At 64.9% G+C, this 23,192-nt stretch carries 13 protein-coding genes; 3 read left to right on the forward strand and 10 right to left on the reverse strand.

The window, feature by feature from the left end; all coding sequences use genetic code 11:
• Nucleotides 1-62: 62 nt before the first annotated feature.
• Complete coding sequence (locus DOM45_RS07430) at nucleotides 63-7,532, forward strand: carbohydrate-binding protein (protein ID WP_110599100.1); 7,470 nt, start codon at nucleotides 63-65, stop codon at nucleotides 7,530-7,532.
• A gap of 50 nt (nucleotides 7,533-7,582) precedes the next feature.
• Here DOM45_RS07430 and holA read toward each other — a convergent pair whose 3' ends face one another.
• The 3 genes from holA to leuS form a co-directional block, all read right to left on the reverse strand.
• Nucleotides 7,583-8,641, reverse strand: coding sequence for a DNA polymerase III subunit delta (holA, locus tag DOM45_RS07435; RefSeq protein ID WP_110599102.1), 1,059 nt, complete (start codon nucleotides 8,639-8,641; stop codon nucleotides 7,583-7,585).
• The gene (locus DOM45_RS07440) at nucleotides 8,638-9,126 is read right to left on the reverse strand and encodes an LPS-assembly lipoprotein LptE (protein WP_110599104.1); all 489 of its coding nucleotides are present in this window, start codon (nucleotides 9,124-9,126) and stop codon (nucleotides 8,638-8,640) included. Before DOM45_RS07440 ends, holA begins: the two co-directional genes overlap by 4 nt.
• A 105-nt stretch (nucleotides 9,127-9,231) precedes the next feature.
• Nucleotides 9,232-11,802: a leucine--tRNA ligase gene (gene leuS, locus DOM45_RS07445; protein WP_110599106.1), complete on the reverse strand. Its 2,571-nt coding sequence runs from the start codon at nucleotides 11,800-11,802 to the stop codon at nucleotides 9,232-9,234.
• Between the two features lie 238 nt (nucleotides 11,803-12,040).
• Here leuS and DOM45_RS07450 point away from each other — a divergent pair, with 238 nt between their 5' ends.
• Together DOM45_RS07450 and DOM45_RS07455 are read left to right on the forward strand one after the other, a co-directional pair.
• Nucleotides 12,041-12,592 carry a zinc ribbon-containing protein gene (locus tag DOM45_RS07450; protein WP_110599108.1) on the forward strand — a complete coding sequence of 184 codons (552 nt, stop codon included), beginning with the start codon at nucleotides 12,041-12,043 and terminating at the stop codon, nucleotides 12,590-12,592.
• A gap of 111 nt (nucleotides 12,593-12,703) precedes the next feature.
• Nucleotides 12,704-14,068 carry an alpha/beta hydrolase family protein gene (locus DOM45_RS07455; RefSeq protein ID WP_110599110.1) on the forward strand — a complete coding sequence of 455 codons (1,365 nt, stop codon included), beginning with the start codon at nucleotides 12,704-12,706 and terminating at the stop codon, nucleotides 14,066-14,068.
• 24 nt (nucleotides 14,069-14,092) lie between these two features.
• On the opposite strand, the gene DOM45_RS07460 is transcribed toward DOM45_RS07455, so the two are convergent.
• From DOM45_RS07460 to miaB, 7 genes are all read right to left on the reverse strand, one after another.
• The gene (locus DOM45_RS07460; RefSeq protein ID WP_110599113.1) at nucleotides 14,093-15,463 is read right to left on the reverse strand and encodes an MFS transporter; all 1,371 of its coding nucleotides are present in this window, start codon (nucleotides 15,461-15,463) and stop codon (nucleotides 14,093-14,095) included.
• A 115-nt stretch (nucleotides 15,464-15,578) separates the two neighbouring features.
• Nucleotides 15,579-16,955, reverse strand: coding sequence for a 2-oxoadipate dioxygenase/decarboxylase HglS (gene hglS / locus DOM45_RS07465; RefSeq protein WP_110599115.1), 1,377 nt, complete (start codon nucleotides 16,953-16,955; stop codon nucleotides 15,579-15,581).
• Nucleotides 16,956-17,230: 275 nt separating this feature from the next.
• The gene (gene lnt / locus DOM45_RS07470) at nucleotides 17,231-18,718 is read right to left on the reverse strand and encodes an apolipoprotein N-acyltransferase (RefSeq protein WP_110599117.1); all 1,488 of its coding nucleotides are present in this window, start codon (nucleotides 18,716-18,718) and stop codon (nucleotides 17,231-17,233) included.
• A 90-nt stretch (nucleotides 18,719-18,808) separates the two neighbouring features.
• On the reverse strand, nucleotides 18,809-19,702 hold the full coding sequence (locus DOM45_RS07475) for a CorC family transporter (RefSeq protein ID WP_110599119.1): 894 nt from the start codon (nucleotides 19,700-19,702) through the stop codon (nucleotides 18,809-18,811).
• 291 nt (nucleotides 19,703-19,993) lie between these two features.
• Nucleotides 19,994-20,479: an rRNA maturation RNase YbeY gene (ybeY, locus tag DOM45_RS07480; protein WP_110599121.1), complete on the reverse strand. Its 486-nt coding sequence runs from the start codon at nucleotides 20,477-20,479 to the stop codon at nucleotides 19,994-19,996.
• Entirely contained in the window at nucleotides 20,476-21,480 is a 1,005-nt protein-coding gene (locus DOM45_RS07485; protein ID WP_110600374.1) for a PhoH family protein, read from the reverse strand. Before DOM45_RS07485 ends, ybeY begins: the two co-directional genes overlap by 4 nt.
• Nucleotides 21,481-21,727: 247 nt before the next feature.
• Complete coding sequence (gene miaB, locus DOM45_RS07490; protein ID WP_110599123.1) at nucleotides 21,728-23,077, reverse strand: tRNA (N6-isopentenyl adenosine(37)-C2)-methylthiotransferase MiaB; 1,350 nt, start codon at nucleotides 23,075-23,077, stop codon at nucleotides 21,728-21,730.
• Nucleotides 23,078-23,192 lie beyond the last annotated feature (115 nt).

Below are 23,192 nucleotides of genomic sequence, written 5' to 3' on the forward strand. Positions count from 1 at the left end.
CGAGCTCCGGTCATCCGAGGCTCGTCACATAACCACCATCACAACGCGTAGGGGCTCTATACATGTTCACGTTATCCATCATCGATGCCCAGACCGGAGCTATCGTCGAGTCGTTGGGGCAGGGTGCGGCCGTGACTCGCGCTCTCCTTGGCGAGGACCACTGGCTCGAGGCGACGCCCATCGGCAGCAGCAGCTTCGATGCCAGCGACGTCGCGGCCGTCTCGCTGACGATAACCGACTCCACGGGCACTCCACTGGAATTGATGGCCACCGAGAGCCCCTACCGGTTCCTCCTGCCCTCGGACCTGGAGCGGGGGCTGACCAATCTGATGCTGGATGCCCAGGACATCGACGGTCAGTTGCTGGCCGGTAGCGAGCAGTCGACGGATATCGAGATCGTCAACGAGCAGGGGTGGTCGGGCAACGTCTTTACCTTGCAGGGTGAGTCGCTGATACCCGACGATGGCACTTCGGTCGCCGATACCGTGATTCGTGACCCAGCCAACCCCGAAACCACGGCCGCCGCCGGGTCCGATGGATTATGGAACGGGTCGAGCGGCCCGGGCTATCTCGACATGGGGGGACAGATAGGGGATGCCGCCCAGTTCGAGGTGCAGGTCGAGACGGCCGGCACCTACGAGCTGGATGTCCGGTATGCCGGCAGCAGTGCCAGCGGCGCCTCGCGTCCGATGTCGGTGCTCGTCGATGGCGTCGCGCAGGGGAACTTGACGTTTCCCTCCACCGGCTCGGGCGTCGCGGGGTGGGAAAACTGGCAGCACGCCACGCTGACCCTGAGTCTGGAGAGCGGGGCCAATGTCATCCGCCTGCAGAACCTGGTGGGGGGTGGGCCCAATATCGATAGCCTGACGCTCACGGCGATAGCCGGGGACGATGCACCGGCGTCACTGATCATCCAGGCTGAAGATACGGAACGGGTTTCCATCGTCGACAGTGGCTCCACCAGCAGCAGCTCCCTGACACGAGTGGTGGATAGCGAGCACCCCGATGCGCTCGGCAATGTGGGAGCGGGGGCCTTGGGTGGGGGCTATGTCGATTTCGGCACCGACGCCGGGGACGCGGTCACCTTTCATGTCGAGCCGGATGAGGTCGGCGTCTATAACGCCACCATTCGTTACGTCAACGGCGGCACGGGGGATCGGCCGCTGCTGGTATCGATCAATGGTGCGGAGCCGACCCTGGTGTCGTTTCCGCCGACCGGTTCCTGGTCCAACTGGAGCGAGGTCAGCGTATCGGTACCTCTCTCGCAGTCAGAGAACACGCTGACCTTGACGCTGCCGTCGGTGGCGCAGGGTGGCGTGGCCAATGGCCCCAATATCGATCAGGTCAGCTTCGACTATGTCGAAGCGCTCCCGGCGGATCCCACACTGGTGTTCTCGATCGAAGGTGAGGCATTGACGATCGACGACGGTTCATCGGCCGCCGATACCGTGGTACGCGATGCCGGCAACCCCGAGCCGACTGGTGGCGGAGCCGACCGGCTCTGGGGGGATTTTACCGGAACCGGTTATCTGGACATGGGCGGCCAGGCCGGCGATGCAGGATCTTTCACAGTCAATGTCGCCAGCGCGGGGTCCTACCTGCTGACGATTCGCTACGCGGCAAGCGGTGCGAACGACAGGCCGATGGCGCTATCGGTCGATGGCGATTTGCAGGGCACCATTGCTTTTCCGTCAACGGGACTCAGTAGCGCGGGCTGGGAGAACTGGACGGAGACCACGGTCCAGATCGAGCTCGGTGCGGGCGACAATCTGGTTCGACTCGCCAACATCGGCAATCTTGGGCCCAACATCGACAACCTGTCGATTCATACGCTGCCCGACAGCGGGGGCGATCCGGGTCCGGAGCCGGGAGACCGGTTCGAGGTCAAGATCAACTTCCAGCCCATCGGGGCGGCAACACCGGATGGCTACATCGCCGATACCGGGCAGGCCTTCGGGCAGCAGGCCTTGCAGGTCAACGGACAGACGTTTCAGTACGGTTGGGTAACCGCGGCATCGATCGCCGACGGGACCGCCAACGGCACGACGCCGATGGCGATCGCCGGGCAGGATGCCGATGCCCTCGGCAATCGCGCCGGCACGCTGCCCGGGGTCGACCCGCTGCAGGCGACCTATGCCGGCTTCGACAAACCCGGATACAGCCAGGCCGCCGGCTGGGAGATCGAACTGGAAGACGGTTACTACGAGGTCACGATCTCCATCGGCGACAGTGGTGGCGCCTACGACAGCGTCAACCTCATCAACGCCGAGGGCGAAGCGTTCAACACGCCCTTCGCCTCGATGCGACCGGACGGTTTCCCGGCGGACGGAGATCCGACCAACGACAGCGACGGTTATCGCTCCAGCCTGGTCACGCGGATCGTTCAGGTGACCGATGGCCGTCTGACCCTGGATTCGATCGGCGTCGGCAGCGACAACACCGAGATCCAGTACATCGAGATTCAGTCCCTGCCGGATCTGACGCCCGGCGACGATCGTGAAGCCCCGGCGGACTATGCCTTCTTCACCGATCCCAGAGCGGTGGCTGGAGTCGGGCAGCAGCAGGTGGAGGTTCATCTCCAGGCCGACGACGGCACCCTGCCGGTCGGTATCGACCCCACCTCCGACTTCTTCATCGGTATCTCGGTCGTGGAAGGGCGCGGCGGTGCACTGCTGGAGAGTCTCAATGACGGTTCGGTGAAGCTCTTCAACACCGTGACCGGTGAGGCGGTGGCCTTCAACATCAACACGACTGGCGGCTTCGACTCGCTGACCATCTCGCCGGTGGAGGCGCTGGACGAGTACACCAGCTACACGCTGGTGATCGACGGCTTCCAGGATCGCGGCGACAACGAGGATCCCAGCGCCCCGACAAGGGAGTTCCAGAAGTTCACCACGACCTTCGTCACCGGCGCCGAACCTGTCGTCCAGGACAGCGAAGTGGGCTTCGATACGAACGTCGAACTGAACGGTGCCGAAGACGGCGCCTATCTGTTCAGCTCCATTACCATGTCTCCCGACTACACCAAGATCTACGTCTCGACGCTGGGCGGCGAGGTCAAGCGATTCGACGTCGACCCCATCACCGGCGGGCTCTCCAACGAACAGACCCTGGCGCTGGACTATTTCCAGACCGACGCCGGCGCCCGCGGCATCGTCGGCCTGAGCTTCGATCCCACCGATCCCAACGTGCTGTGGGTGACCGACAACTATCCCATCCCGCTGACCGGGCGCGACAACGGCGTGCCGGACTTCAGCGGGCGAGTCAGCAAGATCACCATCGACGACACCGACGCGACGTTCTCCGGTTCGGCGGAAACCTATATCACCGGACTGCCGCGCTCCAACGGGGATCATGTCACCAACAGCTTGGTGTTCCACGCCAATCCGGCGTTCGATGCCGTGACCAACCCCGACGTGCCGCCTTATCTGATGTATGTCTCGCAAGGGGCCAATACCGCCATGGGAGGCGATGACAGCGCTTGGGGAAATCGTCCGGAGCGGCTGCTGAACGCGGGCATACTCGAGATCGATCCCTATCGTGATGCACCGGCGGGGGGCTTCGACGTGTCGACCGAGCCGCTGCCGACGGACGGCTCCAACACCCGCTACGAGGACGACGACGGCGACCTCAAGAACGGCCCCATCGATATGGGGGGCGGCCAGTTCCTGGTCTTTGCCGAGAACGGTACCGCGACGATGCAGGACGCCAACGGCAACGTACTGATCGACTATTACGATCCGTTCGCCTCGGACGCCGTGCTCAAGATCTATGCGACCGGCATCCGCAATGCCTACGATCTGGTCTGGCACTCGAACGGCAACCTGTATGCGCCGACCAACGGCTCCGCCGCCGGTGGCACCACGCCGGACGATCCCTCGACCGCCTACAACGAGGGGCTGATCAACGTCGGTATCGAGGATGACTGGCTGTTCCGCGTGGAGCAGGGCGGATACTACGGGCACCCCAACCCGCTGCACGATGAGTACATCCTCAACGGCGGTAACCCGACCACTGGCACCGATCCCAACGAGACGGACGAGTACGTCGTCGGCACCAACCCCGACAGCAACTACCGACTCGACGACGCCTACTCCTTGGGTACCAATCGCTCGCCCAACGGGGCGATCGAGTACACCAGCAACGTGTTCGGCGCAACGCTCGATGGCAGTCTGCTCTTCGTCGAGTACTCCGGGGGCGACGACATTCGATGGATCTCGCTGGACGAGAACGGCAACGTGTCGAGCGACAACGTGCTACGGGACGTGAACGGCAATGTCATCAAGTATGTCGATCCGCTGGATATCATCGAGAACCCGCTGACCGGCCAGCTCTACCTCATGACCCTCAATCGCAGCACGGGTGAGAGCCAGGTCGTACGCCTGGATCCAGTGCCTGGCGATATCATTGATCCCGGTGAAGGAGATGTCGAATTGACTACTATTGCCACCATCCAGGCCGAGGACGACTCCCTGGCCGTCATCGCCTCCGGCGCCGGTGCCCAGATCGTGATTCGTGATGGAGACACGCCGGAACCCACTCCCACCAACCCACCCTACGGCATCCGACCGGGCGCCTTCGGGATGGACGGCAACACCGACTATAGCGACGGCACCGTGGGCGGCTACGCCGATTTCGGTTCGACCACGGCCGATTTCATCACCTTCAACGTCGATGTGAGCGCCGCCGACGCTGGCGATGCGGTGCTCAGGGTGCGCTACGCCAACGGCGGAACGGGAAACCGGCCACTGGAAGTCTTCGTCAATGACGAGAGCGTGGGGATCTTCGCCTTCGCACCGCCGGTCGGCGTCAGCGGCAACGCGGCCTGGAATACCTGGCAGACGCTGGACATTCCGGCCGAACTGCTGGCTGGCGCCAACTCGGTCCGCTTGCAGGCGATCACCAACACCGGCCCCAACATCGATCAGCTGGAAGTCCTGATCGAGGACACGACCCCCGGGTATGCGGTCTACGAGGCCGAGACGGCAGTGCTGCAGGGCGGCGCCATCGTCGTGCCCGAGACCCAGACGGACCGCGATGCATCCGGCTCCGGTTTCGTGGACTTCGTCGGCAGCGGTAACCAGAGCATCACCTGGAACGTGGATGTCGACCAGAGCGGTATCTACGAGGTGGCTTTCCGATACTCGCTGACCACGGGTAAAGCCGACCGTCCCTTGGGATTGACGGTCAATGGCGTCAACTATCCGACCGTCAACTTCCCCGCGGAGAGCCAGACGGTGAGCGACTGGGTCTATCAGACCGTCGAGATGAGCCTGACGAAAGGCAGCAACGCGATCACGGTGATCGCCCCCAACGGCGTCGGGCCCGACATCGATTCTCTGGAGGTGCCCGACGCGCCGCTGGCCAATGCCGGCGCTGGCGAGATCAGTGTGGTCAGCACCGACCCCGCCTTCTTCAGCGACCGCATCGCCTTCAACTATCTCGAGGATAACGATGCCACCAGTTCTTCCCCGGTACCCCGCGAGTACAAGGACAGTGGCTCGGTCATCATCACCAATAACGGTACCGGCGAGCTGTCGATCGGCAGCGTGACGCTGAGTGGTCCCTTCATGCTGGCGGACGCGGATGCGCTGGACGATCTCCGACTGGCACCGGGACAATCCGTCGAAGTGGGCGTGCTCTTCAATCGCGCCGCCTACACGCCACCGGCCAGCAATGCTGCCGATGGCGTGTTCGAAGGCGTGATGACCATTGCCTCGGACGACGTCGACCAGCCGGTGACCGAGATACAGCTGGCCGGTTTCTGGGCCGCACGGGACGAAGGTGGCTGGGAGCCCAACCTCAACGAGATCTGGAGAGTGTTCGGTTTCGGCAATCACATCGATGGACTCTCGACGCTGGATGGCGGCGGTCAATCGGTATTGCAGAACTTCGATCTCTACCAGGCCGTCAACGACCAGGAAGTGCTCTCTCGCTACTGGCAGATCGCCGACGGTGTCGAGTCGGCAACCGTCACCCAACTGGCGGCATTGCACGGGTACAGCGGGGCGCTGCTGGCGCTGCACGCGCCTGGCGACAAGTCGGCCCGGACCGCGCTGAGCAATCACGACAGCCTCTACAGCCAGTCGTTCCTGCCGCAAGTTGCCAATGGCGACTACGCGACGGCGACTTTCAATCGGGGCCGGATCCCCGATGGCTGGGCCGGCGACGATATCTTCGGTATCTCGGTCGCCAACCTCTCGACCGATCCGTCGCTCAATCCATCCGGTGGCGGCACGCCGCCGGCGGAGGATGCCGGCATCGAGCGTGGCTACACCGTACGCGTGTTCCAGGCCTACGACACCGCCGGTAACGCCATCGCCAACACCTATTTCGTGGCCATGGATTACACCGGGATCAACTATGACTATAACGACAACGTCTTCCTGATCGAGGGCATTCAGCCGGCAACCCGAACCCCCTTCAACGAGACCGGTACCCCATGGGCCGTCGATCAGGACGGGCTCACGCTGGATGCGGCGCTGTTCGACGAGGGTGCGCCTCATCTGACCTACGAAGATTCCAGCGAGGTCCAGATGGGGACCAATTTCCGCGAAGGCGGGGTGGACATTCGCGGCAATGGCGATGCCATCGGCTGGATCGAGAATGGGGAGTGGGTCGAATACACGCTGGAAGTGGACCAGGCCGGCGTCTACGACCTCTCTTTCCTCTCGGCACTGGGGGCCCAGACCGGCGCGGCGCGATCGATCACGGCCACCTTCGACAACGGCGCCGGCGTCTACGAGGTCGCTACCATCGGTGTCGACTTCACGGGGGGCTGGAACACCTTCGTCCCGACCGACAGCCAGCAGGTGGCGCTGGAAGCCGGTACCCAGACGCTGCGACTGACGTTCAACGGTGGCTCACAGAACCTGGAGTCGTTCAGCCTCGCGCCCGCCGCCCAGTCTGCCTTCAACGCGTCGGGAACGCCGTGGGCCGTCGAGGATGGGCTGACCTTGAACGCCGGGCTCTACGATGATGGCGGCGCCGAGGTTGCCTACCACGACAGCAGCGAGGAGCAGTTGGGTGTCAACGCCAGGAACGAGGGCGTCGACCTGCGCGACAACGGCAATTCGATCGGCTGGATCGCCGACGGCGAGTGGGTGGAGTACACCATCGACGTCGCCGCTGCGGGGACTTATCAGCTCTCGTTCGCGGCTGCCACGATGTCCAACGGCCGCACCGTCACGGCCAGCGTCGAGCAGGACGGCGCCACCTATACCAGTGCCGCCCCCCATGCCGTGACCAATACCGGAGGATGGAGCAACTATCAGGCCAACAACGGCATCGAACTGGATCTGGCGGCCGGCGAGCAGACGCTCCGGCTGACGTTCAACGGAGGCGCGATGAACCTGCAGTCATTCACGCTGACCCCGGAGAACACCTTGGCGACCGCTTCTCCCATGGCAACGAGGATGGCTAGCGGGGACGATTCTAGCCTGATGCAGACCATGGAGCTCGAAGGGCCTGCCTTCAGCGACGACGTCGCCGTGGCCGGTGTCGACCACCCGGATACGGTGGGTGTTGCCTGACGCGCTCCCCAGGGCACCGACAGGCCGGGCACTCGCCCGGCCTTCAGTGGCTAGCCGGACCGATAGGCGTGGGGCATCTCGGCCAGAATGCCGCGACCGCCGGACAGGGTGAGGGCTAGATCCTGGAGACAGTCCCAGATGGGGAGCGCAATGGCACCCTTGATGGCCAGGTCGATACGCTGTGAGAACAGCAGCAGTTTGTGCAGGCGTCGTTGCGGCAGCCGTTTGAGTGCCTGCTGATAGCCGGGACGGCGCTTCTCGGGAATCATCGGTCGTTGAGCCTTGCAGGCGTGCTCCAGGCTCTGGCCCTGATCCAGGTGCTGGAAGATCGACAGCAGAATTCTCAGCTCTCGTGTCAACGCCCATAGTATGACGGGCGCCTCGACCCCTTCCTGACGCAGGCCGCGGACGATCCGCACGACTCGGTCGCGATCACCCTTCAGGCAGGCGTCGGAAAGCGTGAAGACGTCGTAACGCGCGCTACTCTCCACCCCGTTGGCGATGGCGGCGGCATCGAGACGGGCATTGGGAGGCAGCAGCAGTGCCAGTTTCTGCAGCTCCTGGTCGGCGGCGAGCAGGTTGCCTTCGGTGCGCTCGCCGAGCAGGCGGGCCGCCTCCATGTCCATGCTGAAACCGTAGCGGTTGGCCCGGTCGCGCATCCAGAACCCCAGGCGCTGATGATCCACCGGCCACACCGGAACGAAAAGCCCCAGCTTGTCGAGCGTCTTGAACCACTTGCTCGACTGCGCCTTGCGATCGAGTCGCTGACTGGAGAGCAGCAGCACGTTGTCGCTGTCGCCAGCCTGCTCGGCGTAGGCCTCGAGCGCCTTGCCGCCCTCCTGACCGGGGGACTGTCCTCCAAGTCGAAGTTCGATCAGCTTGCTCGAGGCGAACAGCGAGAGACTGGATGCGGACTCCAGCAACTGCGTCCACTGAAAGCCGGACTCTACGTGCATGACTTCCCGCTCCTCGACGCCTCGCTCGCGGGCGACCCGGCGGACGGCATCGCACGCCTCGAGGTGTATCAGCGGTTCGTCTCCGGCGATCACCACCACCGGCGGCAGGCGCTTGTTGAGCGACTCCTCCAGCTTGTCGGGAAAGACCTTCATGGTGTCTCGAGTGCGTCCAGCCGATCGATCAACTGAGTGGCCGCATCGCGTCGCAACCGTTCGATGGCGTCGGTGCGCGCCTCCTCCCCGGAATAGATATCATCGGTGGAGAGCAGTACCGTCGTCGACACTTCGAGCTGCTGCTGATTGAGCAGATAGGCGCTGTCCGAGACGCGCTGTACCGAGAACGGGGCGGTCAGGGTGATCGAGGTCTCCCGGCTGCCGGAATCGGATCGCGTCAGTCGATTCTCGCCGATCCGCTCGTCGCCGAGGTTGAGGCGCAGGTCGGCATTCTCGACAACCCGCGTGCCAGCGCTCTCGAGCGAGCGGCGAACTTCCTCGCTGAACGGGGAGACGTTAGCGCTGAGGCTCAGCTCCGGGATGTCCAGGGCCGGCTGATGCAGTCCTCGGAGCTGGAAGCCGCAGCCGGCCAGTACGGTCAGCGATACGGCCATCAGGCCGGCCAGAGCGGTGCGACGCATCATGAAAAGCTCCTGTTTACATGGCGGCACTGCCTTCGCAGTGCCGGGTAGGGTCCAGTGCCGCCCCGAGGGGCAGCCGACGCTATCGGGATAGCGGCCGGCGACACTTCAGTTGGCAACGATATTGACCAGTTTACCGGGGACGACGATCACCTTACGTACGGTCTTGCCTTCGATATGACGCTGGACGTTCTCCTCGGCCAGGGCCATGGACTCCACGCTATCCTTGTCGGCGTCGGCAGGCACCTCGAGACGCGCCCGGAGCTTGCCGTTGACCTGCACCACCAGCTCCACGCTGGCCTTGACCAGGGCGTCCGCGTCCACCGCCGGCCAGGCCGCGTCGATGACCGGCTCCTGGTGCCCCAGTGACAGCCACAAGGCATGACAGGCATGCGGTGCGATCGGCGCCAGCAGCAATACGCAGGCTTCGACGGCTTCGCGGGTGACGGCGAGACCCTGCGGCGAGGTGTCGTCGAAACGCCCCAGCGCGTTGGTCAGCTCCATCACCGCGGCGATGGCGGTATTGAAGGTGGTCCGGCGGCCGATGTCATCCCCGGCCTTGGCGATGGTCTCGTGGGTCTTGCGACGCAGGTCCTTCTGGGTGTCGTTCAGCTTGGCGGTTTCCAGCGGCTCCGGCGTGCCGGTCGCGACGTGATCGGCGACCAGTTTCCACAGCCGTTTGAGGAAACGGTGCGCCCCCTCGACGCCGGAATCCGACCACTCCAGGGATTGCTCCGGCGGGGCGGCGAACATCATGAACAGGCGCACGGTATCGGCGCCGAAACGGTCGATCATCGCCTGCGGATCGACCCCGTTGTTCTTCGACTTGGACATCTTCTCGATGCCGCCCATCTCCACCGGCTCGCCGTCACTGCCGAGGCGAGCGCGCAGCGGCCGGCCCTTGTCGTCACGCTCGACCTCGACGTCGGCCGGGTTGAACCACTCCTTGCCGCCATTCGCCGTGTCGCGATAGAAGGTCTCGGCGATCACCATCCCCTGGGTCAGCAGACGCTGGAACGGCTCGTCGCTGTGGACCAGCCCCTCGTCGCGCATCAGCTTGTGGAAGAAGCGGGCGTAGAGCAGGTGCAGGATCGCGTGTTCGATACCGCCGATGTAGAGATCCACCGGCAGCCAGTAGTCGGCACGTTCGTCGAGCATCGCTTCCGGGTTGTCGGCGCAGCAGAAGCGGGCGTAGTACCAGGACGACTCCATGAAGGTGTCGAAGGTATCGGTTTCCCGCGTCCAGCCGTCCCCGAGGTCGTAGAATGCCGGCATCTTCTTGAGCGGCGAGCCGGAGGCGTCGACTTCGACTTCCAGCGGCAGTGCCACCGGCAATTCGTCGTCGGTCAGCGGCACGGTCTGCCCCTCGGGGCCATACTTGACCGGAATCGGCGCGCCCCAGTAGCGCTGACGGGCGACGCCCCAGTCGCGCAGGCGGTAGTTGATCTTGGTCTTGCCACGGCCCAGCGATTCCAGCCTGGCCGCGATGGCATCGAACGCGGCTTCGAAGTCGAGCCCATCGAACTCGCCGGAGTTGATCAGGTTGCCGTGCTCGACGAAGGCGGCGGCGGAAAGATCCGGTGCCTGTCCTTCGGCGTCGGCGATGACGGGCTCGATCGGCAGCGCGTACTTGGTCGCGAACTCCCAGTCGCGCTGGTCGTGGGCGGGCACGGCCATGACGGCGCCGGTGCCGTACTCCATCAGCACGAAGTTGGCGACGAAGATCGGCACTCGGCGCCCGGTCAGCGGATGGATGGCCTGAAAACCGGTGTCGCGACCACGTTTCTCCATGGTCGCCAGCTCGGCTTCGGAGTTGCCGCCCTGCTGGCACTCGAGCAGGAACTCGGCCATGGCCGGATCGCCCTCGGCGGCCAGCTTGGCCAGCGGGTGGCCGGCGGCGACGGCGACGTAGGTCACCCCAAACAGGGTGTCGGGGCGCGTGGTGTAGACATCGAGGTGCTGATCGAGGCCGGCGACGTCGAAGGAGAGCTCGACGCCGCGGGATCTGCCGATCCAGTTGCGCTGCATGGTCTTGACCTGCTCGGGCCACTCGACCTCGTCGAGATCGGCCAGCAGTTCATCGGCGTAGTCGGTGATCTTCAAGAACCACAGCGGGATCTCCTTGCGCTCGACCCGAGCGCCGGAGCGCCAGCCGCGGCCGTCGATCACCTGCTCGTTGGCGAGCACGGTCTGGTCGACCGGATCCCAGTTGACCGTGGACATCTTCTTGTAGACGACGCCTTTCTCCACCAGCTTGGCGAAGAACCACTGCTCCCAGCGGTAGTAGTCGACGTCGCAGGTGGCGAACTCGCGGTTCCAGTCGTAGGCGAAGCCGAGCGCCTTGAGCTGGCCGCGCATGTAGTCGATGTTCTCGTAGGTCCACTTGCCCGGCGCGACGCGGTTCTTGATCGCCGCATTCTCGGCGGGCATGCCGAAAGCGTCCCAGCCCATCGGCTGCAGCACGTTCTTGCCCTGCATGCGCTGGAAGCGGGTCACCACGTCGCCGATGGTGTAGTTGCGCACATGGCCCATGTGTAGCTTGCCGCTGGGATAAGGGAACATCGACAGGCAGTAGAACTTCTCACGCGCCGAATCCTCGACGGCCTTGAAGCTCTGATGCTGGTTCCAGTATTGCTGGGCGGCGTTTTCGATCGCTTGCGGGTTGTACTGTGCGTCCATCGGTTCGGTCAGGCACCTTGCGTTCGGCGTGTGGGAGCGCCAGAGTCCCCGCGAAAAGCTATACTCATCGCAGACGAAAAGCGCGGGGCCGGCTTGATTTTTCAGGCCCACAAGCATACCCCAGACCCGCTGTTGCAGGTAGGGTCTGGGGGCGAGGCGCTTGCAACGAGGTTCTACAGTACGCAGCACGGCATTCGACCGACATCGAATTCCGCCAACGCCAGAGAAGGGGATAGCCATGGATGAGCAACAGCCACGACCCGAGTCGCGTTCGCGTCTCAGTGAGGCCTACGAACGTATTCTGACTCGCCTCAAGGATGGTGGAGGGGAGCTCTCCTGGGAGAGCTTCCAGCACGAGCTCGACGAGGCGGTGGCGTTCGAGTCCGAATTCGAGGAGTTCACCAAGGACGAGATGGCGCTGCTTCGGGCCTGGGTCGAGCGCGACATGCGCGACTTCCGCCAGTTCCTCGCCAAGGGCGGCGAAGGTGTCGCCACCTGGCTGGGCATCGATCTCGACGTGTTGTCGCGCCGGGTCAGCGAGGCGCTGTTCTCGATCGCCGATCGCACCACCATCGACCGGGAGCGCTTCGACGACGACCTCGAGGCGGCCCGGGCCGACTACACGGCCGGCGAGGTGGCGCTGCCGGGGCGCATGAGCTGCGTCCACTGTGGCGCGGTGGTCCTGCTCGACCAGGTGTCACGGCTGGATGCCTGTCACGCCTGTGGCCACCGCTACTTCCAGCGTGATTCGGTGGCCGTCCAGCCCGGTCCCGATCAGGGGCAGCCGTAAGGGAAGGGGCATCGCCGCACGGCTGGCGCGAAACCGGAGGAGCCGGGGAACATTCGGCATCGGCATGAGTCGTAACGGCATTCCACGCTGAAATCGACGAGAGGCCGGATCGTGCCGAAGTCACTACTCAAGTGGCAGCGGGGCTTGCTGACTGCAGGCCTGCTGGCCGGGTCTTGCGGCCCCTTGCAGGCCGATGTGCTGGCCCGGGACGCCGAGTCCATGGCGAGCGCCGGCTGTCCTGGCTGGCTGCCCGAGGCGACGCGCTGCTTTACCGGCCAGGATACCCATGGCGCCTATTACTGGATCGCGATCCCCGACCGCTGGAACCACAAGCTGGTGCTCCACAGCCACGGCGGTCCGCGACCCAACGCGCCTCGACCCGACGATCCGCTCGATATCGATCTACGCCAGTACGACGTGATGGTCAGGGAGGGTTACGCCTGGGCCGGCTCCAGCTACCGGCGGGGTGGCTACGGCGTGCGAATGGCGGCCGAGGATACCGATTACCTGCGCCAGCTTTTCGTCGAGCGCTTCGGTCAGCCCGATCGCATCTACCTCCATGGGCAGTCCTGGGGAGGCAACGTCGCCGCCAAGGCGATGGAGCTCTACGGTACGGATGAGACGGGCCGACACCGTTACGACGGGGCGTTGCTGACCAGCGGCGTGCTGGGCGGCGGCACCCAGGCCTACCAGTTCCGCGCCGACCTGCGGGCGGTCTACCAGTACTACTGCGCCAATCATCCCTATCCCGGAGAACGCCAATATCCCCTGTGGGAGGGGTTGCCGGAAGGCAGCGACATGACCCCGGAGGCGCTCAATGCCCGAGTCGACGCATGCACCGGCGCCGGGTTGCCGGCCGAGCAGCGTACCCTCGTCCAGCAGCAGACGCTGAACAATATCGTCGATGTCGTGCGGATCCCGCCGAGCACGCTGAAGGCGCACATGCGCTGGTCGACGTTCCTGTTCCAGGACATGGTCGAGCAGCGGCTCGACGGGGCAAGCCCGTTTTCGAACCGCGGCGTGCGCTACCGCGGCTCCAGCAACGACGATGCGCTCAACGCGGGAATCTCACGGTTCGACGAGGATGCCCGGGCGGTCGAGAAGCTGGGCGAGGATGCCGGGCTCACCGGGATGACCAATATTCCCACGGTGACCATGCACGCGATCGACGATCCGATCATCTTCGTGGAGAACGAGTGGCTCTATCGGCGGGCACGCGAGGCTAGCGGGACCGCCGACAGCCTGGTCCAGATCTACACCGACGAAGCGGTGCACAGCAAGCTCTCGACGCCGCAGTACGCCGCCGCACTGGAGGCGCTGGACCGCTGGGTGGAGCGCGACCGCAAGCCCACCCCGGAGGCGATCGCCCGCTATTGCGAGACGCGGGAAGCCAGTGTCTACGATGGAGGCTGCCACTTCGACACGGATTACGAAGTGGCCGACTGGCGGGCAAGAGTCTATGCCCGCCAGCCGTGAGCGCGCGCTTTGCGAGCGAGAGGTCTAGAGGGCGGGTTGCGCGTCCGGCTTGGAGGTTCGCTGCCACTCGGCCTCGTCGGCGTCCAGCGCCCGGTGCGAGGATTCCGGCAGGCGCAGCCCGCCCCACATCGCCAGTAGCGTAATCGCGATGAGATAGAACGCGGGCGACAGGTTGTTGCCGGTGCGCTCGATCAACCAGGTTGCCACCAGCGGCGCGGTACCTCCGAAGATCGTGTAGGAGACGTTGTAGCAGAGCGCCGAGGCGGTATATCGAACGCGCGTCGGGAACTGCTCCGACAGCAGCACCGCCGTGACCACGCCGCAGATCACCGCGCCCACCGCCATCAGCATCGCCCCGATCAGCGACGCCCACCATTCGCCACTGCCGGCCAGGGTGTAGGCGGGGAAGACCGCGCCAATAAGGCACGCCCCGGCGGTCAGGATCGTCCTGCGGCGTCCGACCCGATCGGCGTAGCGCCCGACGAACGGACACAGCGCCGCGGCAAACAGCAGCGCGACGAGGCTGGCCAGCAGTGCGACGGTGCGGGAGGCGTCACCGACCACCTGCATGTAGGTCGTGAAGTAGGTCGTGAACATGTAGAACGACAGCGCCGTCACCGAGATGAAGGCGCTGAGGCTGACGATGGTGGCGCCGTGGGTGCGGACGGTCTCCTTCAGCGGTGCCTGCGGCACGGCATGATGGGCTTTCAGGGCCTGGAAGGCGGGGGATTCATCCAGGCGCAGGCGCATGTAGAGTCCCACCAGCCCCAGCGGCGCCGCGATCAGAAAGGGCACACGCCAGCCCCAGGCGTTGAGGGCCTGCTCGGACAGCAGGGCACTGATGGCGTAGGTGAGCGCCGCCGCGGTAGCGAAAGCGAGAAAGGTCGAGACCGGCACGAAGCTGCCGTAGCGGGCCTTGCGGGTGCGCGGTGCGTGCTCCATCACGAAGGCGCAGGCGCCGGCATATTCGCCGCCGGCGGAGAAGCCCTGAACGCAGCGGGCCAGCGCCAGCGCCAGCGGAGCGAACAGCCCGACACTGGCGTAGGTCGGCAACACCCCGATCAGGGTGGTGGCGCCGGCCATCAGCAGCACGGTGACGGAGAGGATACGCTTGCGTCCGATCCTGTCGCCGAGCATGCCGAAGAAGATGCCGCCCAGCGGACGGAGCGCAAAGGATACCGCGAATACCGCGAATGTCTGCAGCAGTGCCAGTGAGTCGTCGCCGGGGGGAAAGAAATGCTGCGCGATGACTACGGCCAGAAAGCCGTAGACGGCGAAGTCGAACCACTCGACGAAATTGCCGATCGCCGACGCCGCGATCACCTTGCGTAGGGTGGCCAGATCGACGTCGGTCGAGGCCGAAGCGGTCGCATTGTTGTTGTTGACCGTTGCCATTGCCAGTCTCCATGGATTTCGAGCGAAGCTCCCAGCCTATGGCGACCGGTGAATGGCTATCGCCATTCAGGCGACGAGAACTGTTCTGGCCACGACGCCTCCTGTGCGGTGGCCCTCACGCCTCCAGCCCCAGCTGTTGCCGGACCCGCTCCAGCGAGTCCGCCTGCAGCCGGCTATAGAGCTCGAACTGGTCGTGGACCGGCCTGCCCAGCGCCAGTTCGAAGGCGCTCTGGTTGGATTCGCTGGCATAGGCCTGATGCGGTGCATCGCCCAGGTTCGACTGAAAGATGCCGGCAGCGCTCACCGGCAGGAAATCCTCGTAGGTGATCGGCGTGGCGTCGATCCAGTCGGCCGCCATGGCGGCGTCGAGCGAGGCGGGCACCGGTTCACCCTCGGCCAGTCGCTGGCGGCCGCTATCGCTGACGCGATAGCGAAAGTAGGCGAGGTCGTCGCGTCGCAGCGTCTGCAGGTCGTCGGGAAACGCCGAGAAGCACTCGCTCAATTGACGCTGATGGGCCGTATTGTCGGCCGCGGTCGGTGCCTGCCGCGAACGGGTCAGCAGCTCGTCGTAGAGCGTCCGGCCCTTGGGCGTCAGCGCCGCACCGCGCTGCTCGATCTCGCCGAAGCGGGCGGTATGGGTGCCATTCTCTTCGCTGGCGGCGAAACGCACCGGCTCTTCCAGCGCCTTGAAGCTGGTCTGGCGCAGCAGGATGGGGCACTCGCGCCGTGGCGGGCCCTCGATGACCGCCTTGGGCGTGATCCCGTAGCTCGGCATCGCGGCCTGGGCGGCGTCGATATCCAGCGTGCGCGGGGTGAGGTGATTGATGTGCGGGCCGCGAAAGCAGACCACGTCGGCCACCAGCCGGTGCGCGTCGTGCAGCGCCCGGTAGGTGTCGTGATCCACGGTCGCGTCGCGATGCCAGCGGAACGTCTCGAGGATTTCGCCGACGAAGCGTTCGGCCTGGTCACGGTCGAAACCGCCCTGGCGTTCGCCGATGGCGACCAGCTCCCTGGCACCGGGCGTGAAGATGTCGCGCTCGGCCAGAATCGCGGCGGCCCGACGGCGCAGCCCGTCCTCTTCGATCAGTTCCAGGCGCAGCAGCGAGGTGAATACCCGGAACGGGTTGCGCTTGAGCGACGCCTCGTCGATGGGCCGGAATGCCGTGGAGTGCACCGGTACGCCGGCCGCCGACAGATCGTAGTAGCTCACCGGGAACATGCCCATCAGTGCGAAGACGCGCCTGAGCATCGACAGCTCGTCAGCAGTGCCCACCCGAATCGCGCCGTGGCGCTCGACGTCCAGGCGAGAGGTCTCGTCGTGGGCACCCAACTGGGCGGCCAGCGCCGGGTCCGCCTCGAGGGCCTTGCGGTTGATGTCGGCGACCAGTTCCAGCAAATCGCCATACTGCGGCACCTCCTGGCGATACATGTCGGACATGGCTTGCGAGAAGGCGCTGCGGATATCGTCGGGGGAGACCAGTGGCAGTGTCATGACGGACTCGATGACCGGAAGTGAAGACCTCCATCCAACGCTATCGGTCTGCCGGAGGCAAGTGGCAGGCGTCGGCTCGGAACCAATCGATAAACGTGCGTCGCATATTGGAAAAGCGGAAGCGAATGTAGGGGGGAAGAGAAAAGAGGGATGAGAGAGGGGGGAAGAGGGAAGCGCGGAGTGGCTGGTGCGGGGGATCGTGTCGAAAAGACGACGCCGCCACCCGCCGGATTCGAGGGAAATCCCGTGGGTGGCGGCCTCGCCGACGGATCGCCTCAAGATGGCTGGCGGGTCCTCCAGACCAGCGCCGGTGCCAGCAGCAGCAGCGAGAGTAGCCAGGTCGGCCAGCTACCGGTGCGCGTGAACGGCGTCAGTCCGGTCATCGGGACGATCTCGCCGACGACGCTGGCAGCCTCGAACTGCGGCGCGCGTTCCCGCAGATGGCCCTGATCGTCGATGATCGCGGTGACGCCGTTGCTGGTGGCACGGACGACGTAGCGACCATTCTCGAGTGCTCGCAGGCGTGCCATCTGCAGGTGCTGCAACGGACCGATCGAGCGGCCGAACCAGGTATCGTTGGAGACCGTCAGCAGGACGTTGGCATCTCGCGCTCGCTCGGCGACCAGGTCCGGGTAGACGATTTCGTAGCAGATGGCGCTGCCGATGGCGACGCCATGGGTCAGGATCGGCGGCTGGGAGTCGGCACCCGCCGCGAAGTCCGACATCGGCAGGTCGAAGAAGTCGATGATCCCGCGCAGCAGGAAATCCAGCGGCAGGAATTCGCCGAACGGCACCAGATGGCTCTTGCGGTACTCGCCGCGGACATCGCCGACGCCGGTGATCGCATTGTAGTAGCGCCCTGCCTCGTCACGCTGAACGATGCCCGTGAGCAGCGAGGTCTGCGGTGGCAGCGTCGACTGCAGGCGGGCCATGAACGGGCGGGCCTGGCGCTCGAACATCGGCAGCGCGGTCTCCGGCCAGACGATGATGTCGACATCGTCGGGTTGCTGGCGGGTCATGCGGGTATAGGTGTTGACGGCGTTGCGCTGTCCTTCGGCGCTCCATTTGGAAAGCTGGGGTAGATTGCCCTGCAGCAGCGCCACCCGCAGCGGATCCGCCGCCGGCGTGGTCCACTGGCCGGGCAGCGCCAGCGGGGCCAGCCAGAGCAGGGCGATGGGGGCGATCGCCCACCAGCGCCGACGGCAGAACTCGACCAGCAGCGTTCCCGTCAGGGCGACGATCAACGACAGCAGGTAGACGCCGCCGACAGGCGCCCACGGTGCCAGGGGGGAGTCGACCTGGGCACTGCCCAGCAGCAGCCAGGGAAAGCCGGTGAAGGCCCAACTGCGAAAGGCTTCCCCCAGCACCCAGACGCCGGCGAAGCTGAGAAAGGCGAGTCGAGGCGCGGTGAAGCGGCGGTAGAGGCCGAAGACGAAGGCGTGGAACAGCGCCAGCGTGGCGACGAACAGCGCCGTCAAAAACAGCGCCAGGGGCACGCCGGTGTAGCCGTAGTCATGGATCGAGACATAGACCCAGGAAGTGCCGGTGCCAAATAGCCCGACGCCGAACAGCCAGCCGCGAAGTGCCGCCTGGCCGACGCTCAGGCGATGCTGGCCGAGGTACATCAGGGCCACCGCGATCGGCCCCAGCCACCACAGATGGAAGGGCGCGAAGGAGAGCGTCGAGAACCCGCCGGCGACCAGTGCAGCGAGATAGCCAGGCCACGGCCGGCGGGCGGAAATCAACGGCTTGGCTTGCGGCATGTCAGGGGCACTCCTTGTGAAAAGTGCCCCTTATATCAAAGTTGCCGCTCAAATGCGCCAGCTGGTTGCCACCCGCGAAAGCGGGATCGATCAGCTCTCGATCTGGCGCGAGGGCTCACTCTCGACCTCGGCCGGCACCGGCTTGGCTTGCAGCAGCCGGATGCGACGGTTGTCGGCATTGAGAACGGTAAACCGCCACGCGCCGAGGTCGGTGTGTTCGTTGCGGCCGGGGAGGTGGCCGAAACGCTGCATGATCAGCCCGCCGACGGTATCGAACTCATCATCGGAGAACTCGGTATCGAAGTGGTCGTTGAAGTCCTCGATCGGCGTCAACGCGCGCACGGCGAAGGTACCGTCGCCCATGTCGCGGATGTCTTCCTCTTCATCGGTATCGTGCTCGTCCTCGATATCGCCGACGATCTGCTCGAGGATGTCCTCGATGGTGACGATGCCGGCGGTCCCGCCGTACTCGTCGACCACGATCGCCATGTGGTTGTGGGTATCGCGGAACTCCTTGAGCAGGCTGTTGAGCCGCTTGGACTCGGGTACGAACATCGCCGGGCGCAGCACGTCACGCAGCTCGAAGGCTTCGCGTTCCTGGTTGTTGCCCTTGAGCAACGGCAGCAGGTCCTTGACCAGCAGGATCCCGAGCACGTCGTCGAGATTGTCGTCGGTCACCGGATAGCGAGAGTGTGCGGTTTCCAGGATGACCGGCAGGCAGTCTTCCGGTCGCTGCGCCACGCTGATGGCGGTCACCTGGGAGCGAGGAATCATCACCTCCCGCACCTGCTGGTCGCTGATCTGGAAGGCGCCCTCGATGATGGTCAGTGCATCCTGATCCAGGTTGAGCCGGGGGCCGGCCTCGCGCAGGAAGGTGAGTAGCTCCTCGCGGGAGCTGGGTTCATCGAAATCGCTGGAGAAGGTACTGATGAGTTTTTCAAGCCAGGATCGACTGCCCTGGCTACTCGATCGGTCTTCGCTCATGACTGTGGTCTCTTGTCCTCGGATGACGCACGGAAGGGGGAAGTGATATCGCTACGGGGTGTCGGGCTGGGTGATGAAGACGCCACGGCACGCGCGCACCCGATGACGGGAGGCGTCGAATCGATGATCGATATCCAGAGGGGGCCGTCCGCAATCCGGAGGCGGCCAGGCGGAGGCTCGTCAGGCTGTTCGGCCGTCGGGGCCGGGGTCTCGCTTGATCGTTCCCAGTGAGGGCAGGAAGATCTCGTCGGTGTCGGCATGGCACTGAGTGTCGGAGTTGGGTGTCGAAATCTAGGCATCGGGTATCGGATCGGTGTCGCGATAGGGGTCCGCAATGCCGAACCGGGCGAGTAGCGCACGCTCCAGCGCCTCCATTCGCTCGGCTTCCTCGTCATCTATATGGTCATAGCCGAGCAAATGCAAGCCGCCATGTATTACCAGATGGGCGTAGTGGTCATGGGTTGACTTGCCCTGTTCCCGCGCTTCACGCACCACGATCTCGTGGCAGATGACCAGATCGCCGAGCAGCGGCAGCTCGATCCCGGGAGGGGCTTCGAACGGGAAGGAGAGCACGTTGGTCGGGCTATCCTTCCCTCGGTAGGCGTGGTTGAGCTGCCGGCTCTCGTCGCATTCGACGAAGCGGACGGTCAATTCGCTGCGCGAATCCGCCTCGTGCTCGAGCACTGCCGTCATCCAGCGCTCGAGGTCGGTCGCCTCGGGCAATTCGGTTTCGGCCTCGTCGCCGACGGCGACCTGGCGGTCGATCTCGAGGGTCATGAGTCGTCGTGATCCCGCTGGGTCTCGGAATCGAGACGCGCCTGGCGGCGATCCTCGCGACGCTGTCGCTGGGCCGCTTCCTCCGTCGCCTCGTGGATGTCGTAGGCCTCGATGATCCGCTGCACCAGCGGATGGCGGACGACGTCCTTGGGCGCGAACTGGGTGATGCCGATACCGGCGGTATCGCGCAGCACCTCGAGGACGTGGATCAGCCCCGAGCTCGAGCCGCGCGGCAGATCGACCTGCGTCGCGTCGCCGGTGATGACGGCGGTCGAGCCGAAGCCGATGCGCGTCAGGAACATCTTCATCTGCTCGCGCGTGGTGTTCTGGCTCTCGTCGAGGATGATGAAGGCGTTGTTGAGCGTGCGTCCGCGCATGTAGGCCAGCGGCGCGATTTCGATGATCTGGCGCTCGATCAGCTTGTTGACGTGCTCGAAGCCCAGCATCTCGTAGAGGGCGTCGTAGAGCGGGCGCAGATAGGGATCGATCTTCTGGGCCAGGTCGCCGGGCAGGAAGCCGAGCTTCTCGCCGGCCTCGACGGCCGGGCGTACCAGCAGGATGCGCCTCACTTCCTGGCGGTTCAGCGCTTCGACCGCCGCCGCGACCGCGAGATAGGTCTTGCCAGTGCCTGCCGGGCCGATGCCGAAATTGATGTCGTGGCGGCGAATGCTGGCGACATAACCCTGCTGGTTGAAGCCGCGCGGCTTGATCAGCGTCCGCGGCGTGCGAATCAGCAGGCCGCCGGCTTCGATATCGCCGGTCTCCTCCTCCATCGCCTCGATGCCCGATTCCTGCAGGTAGAGGTGGACCGTGTCCGGCGTCAGCTCGTCGGCTTCGGTCTCGCGATAGAGATGCTCGAGCACGTTCGCCGCCGCCTTGACGCCGGCATCCGGGCCGGCGAGCTGAAAGACGTTGCCGCGATTGCGCAGGGTCACGCCCATGCGCGCTTCGACGAGCTTCAGGTGCTCATCGCGCTGGCCACAGAGATTGGCCAGACGCATGGGGTCGTTGGGTTCGAGTGTCAGGGACACGATGCGGTTGTCGGACTGCTGGTCTTGGGTCAACGCAAAGAGATCCGTTGGAGTGGGAAAGTGTCGTCAGCTTACTGCGCCGCTTCCGGTCGGGGCAATGATCGTGATCAAGTCGGTTCGATATCGCTCGGCCGGGATGATCCGGAGCGACGAGCGATGCGAGAACGGCGGCCGGGTCGAGGAAAGGCGGGGCAGCCGCGCCTTCCCTCCCGTCGGGTCAATGTCGCTGAGGGGAAGCCAGCTCGCCGCGCAGCGAGTTGGGCAGTGCTTCGGTAATGGTGACATCGACGAAGTAGCCGATCAGCGAGGTCGGATCCTCGGCCCGGAAATTGACGACGCGGTTGTTCTCGGTCCGTCCCGACAGTTGCCCGGGGTCCTTGGGCGAGAAGCCGGTCACCAGAATCCGCTCGCGGTTGCCGACCATGCGCCGGCTGATCTGCTGGGTCTGCTGGTTGAGCCGGTCTTGCAGGATCGCCAGGCGCTGCTTCTTGGTCTCCTGCGTCGTCTCGTCCGGCAGGCTGGAGGCGGGCGTACCGGGACGTTTCGAGTAGATGAAGCTGAACGACGCATCGAAGCCGATCCGATGGATCAGGTCCATGGTGTCCTCGAAGTCGGCGTCGGTCTCGCCGGGGAAGCCGATGATGAAGTCCGAGGAGAAGCTGATGTCCGGGCGCAGGGCGCGAATGCGCTCGAGCTTGTCGATGTACATGTCTCGGCCGTGCCCGCGCTTCATCGCGGCCAGGATACGATCCGAGCCCGACTGCACCGGCAGATGGAGGTGGCTGACCAGCTCCGGGATCTCGCCGTAGGCCTCGATCAGGCTGTCGGAGAATTCGACCGGGTGCGAGGTGGTGAAGCGGATGCGGTCGATACCGTCCACCGCCGCCACGCAGGCGATCAGTTCCGCCAGATCGATCTCGTCGCCACTCGCGTCGAGTCCGCGGTAGGCATTGACGTTCTGGCCCAGCAGGTTGATTTCGCGAACGCCCTGGTCGGCGAGATGCACGACCTCTTCCATCACCGACTCGAAGGGGCGCGAGACCTCTTCGCCCCGGGTGTAGGGGACGACGCAGAAGGTGCAGTACTTGGAGCAGCCTTCCATGATCGAGACGAAGGCGGTGGCGCCGTCGGATTTCGGCTTGGGCAGGTGGTCGAACTTCTCGATCTCGGGGAAGGTGACGTCCACCGTCTGGATCGGCGTCGCGCTCTTGCTGCGCGCGTCGAGCATCGTCGGCAGCCGGTGCAGGGTCTGGGGGCCGAACACCATGTCGACATGCGGTGCGCGCTTGCGGATGTTCTCGCCTTCCTGGCTGGCCACGCAGCCACCCACGCCGATGACCAGGTCCGGATTCGCGGCCTTCAGCTTTTTCCAGCGCCCGAGCTGGTGAAACACCTTCTCCTGGGCCTTTTCGCGAATCGAACAGGTGTTGAGCAGGATGACGTCGGCCTCGCCCTCCTTGTCGGTGAGTTCCAGACGATGAGATTCGCCGAGCAGGTCCGCGATCCGGGCGGAGTCGTACTCGTTCATCTGACAGCCGTGGGTCTTGATGAACAGCTTCTTCGTCATAGGTTGCGTTGCTGCGGCCATGCGCGCGTCACCGATGCCCCGTGGAGGATGAGAAAAATAAGTCGCCGGAACCGGCTGCCGGCGTGGAGTCGCTGCCGGGCCGTGCTTCCTCGAG

Source organism: Salinicola lusitanus (assembly GCF_003206045.1).
Taxonomy (GTDB): Bacteria; Pseudomonadota; Gammaproteobacteria; order Pseudomonadales; family Halomonadaceae; genus Salinicola; species Salinicola lusitanus.

Coding starts and splice junctions, on each gene's coding strand:
- DOM45_RS07430 (WP_110599100.1), top strand. CDS start 63: ATGTTCACGTTATCCATCATCGATGCCCAGACCGGAGCTATCGTCGAG.
- holA (WP_110599102.1), bottom strand. CDS start 8,641: ATGAAGGTCTTTCCCGACAAGCTGGAGGAGTCGCTCAACAAGCGCCTG.
- DOM45_RS07440 (WP_110599104.1), bottom strand. CDS start 9,126: ATGATGCGTCGCACCGCTCTGGCCGGCCTGATGGCCGTATCGCTGACC.
- leuS (WP_110599106.1), bottom strand. CDS start 11,802: ATGGACGCACAGTACAACCCGCAAGCGATCGAAAACGCCGCCCAGCAA.
- DOM45_RS07450 (WP_110599108.1), top strand. CDS start 12,041: ATGGATGAGCAACAGCCACGACCCGAGTCGCGTTCGCGTCTCAGTGAG.
- DOM45_RS07460 (WP_110599113.1), bottom strand. CDS start 15,463: ATGGCAACGGTCAACAACAACAATGCGACCGCTTCGGCCTCGACCGAC.
- hglS (WP_110599115.1), bottom strand. CDS start 16,955: ATGACACTGCCACTGGTCTCCCCCGACGATATCCGCAGCGCCTTCTCG.
- lnt (WP_110599117.1), bottom strand. CDS start 18,718: ATGCCGCAAGCCAAGCCGTTGATTTCCGCCCGCCGGCCGTGGCCTGGC.
- DOM45_RS07475 (WP_110599119.1), bottom strand. CDS start 19,702: ATGAGCGAAGACCGATCGAGTAGCCAGGGCAGTCGATCCTGGCTTGAA.
- ybeY (WP_110599121.1), bottom strand. CDS start 20,479: ATGACCCTCGAGATCGACCGCCAGGTCGCCGTCGGCGACGAGGCCGAA.
- DOM45_RS07485 (WP_110600374.1), bottom strand. CDS start 21,480: ATGCGTCTGGCCAATCTCTGTGGCCAGCGCGATGAGCACCTGAAGCTC.
- miaB (WP_110599123.1), bottom strand. CDS start 23,077: ATGACGAAGAAGCTGTTCATCAAGACCCACGGCTGTCAGATGAACGAG.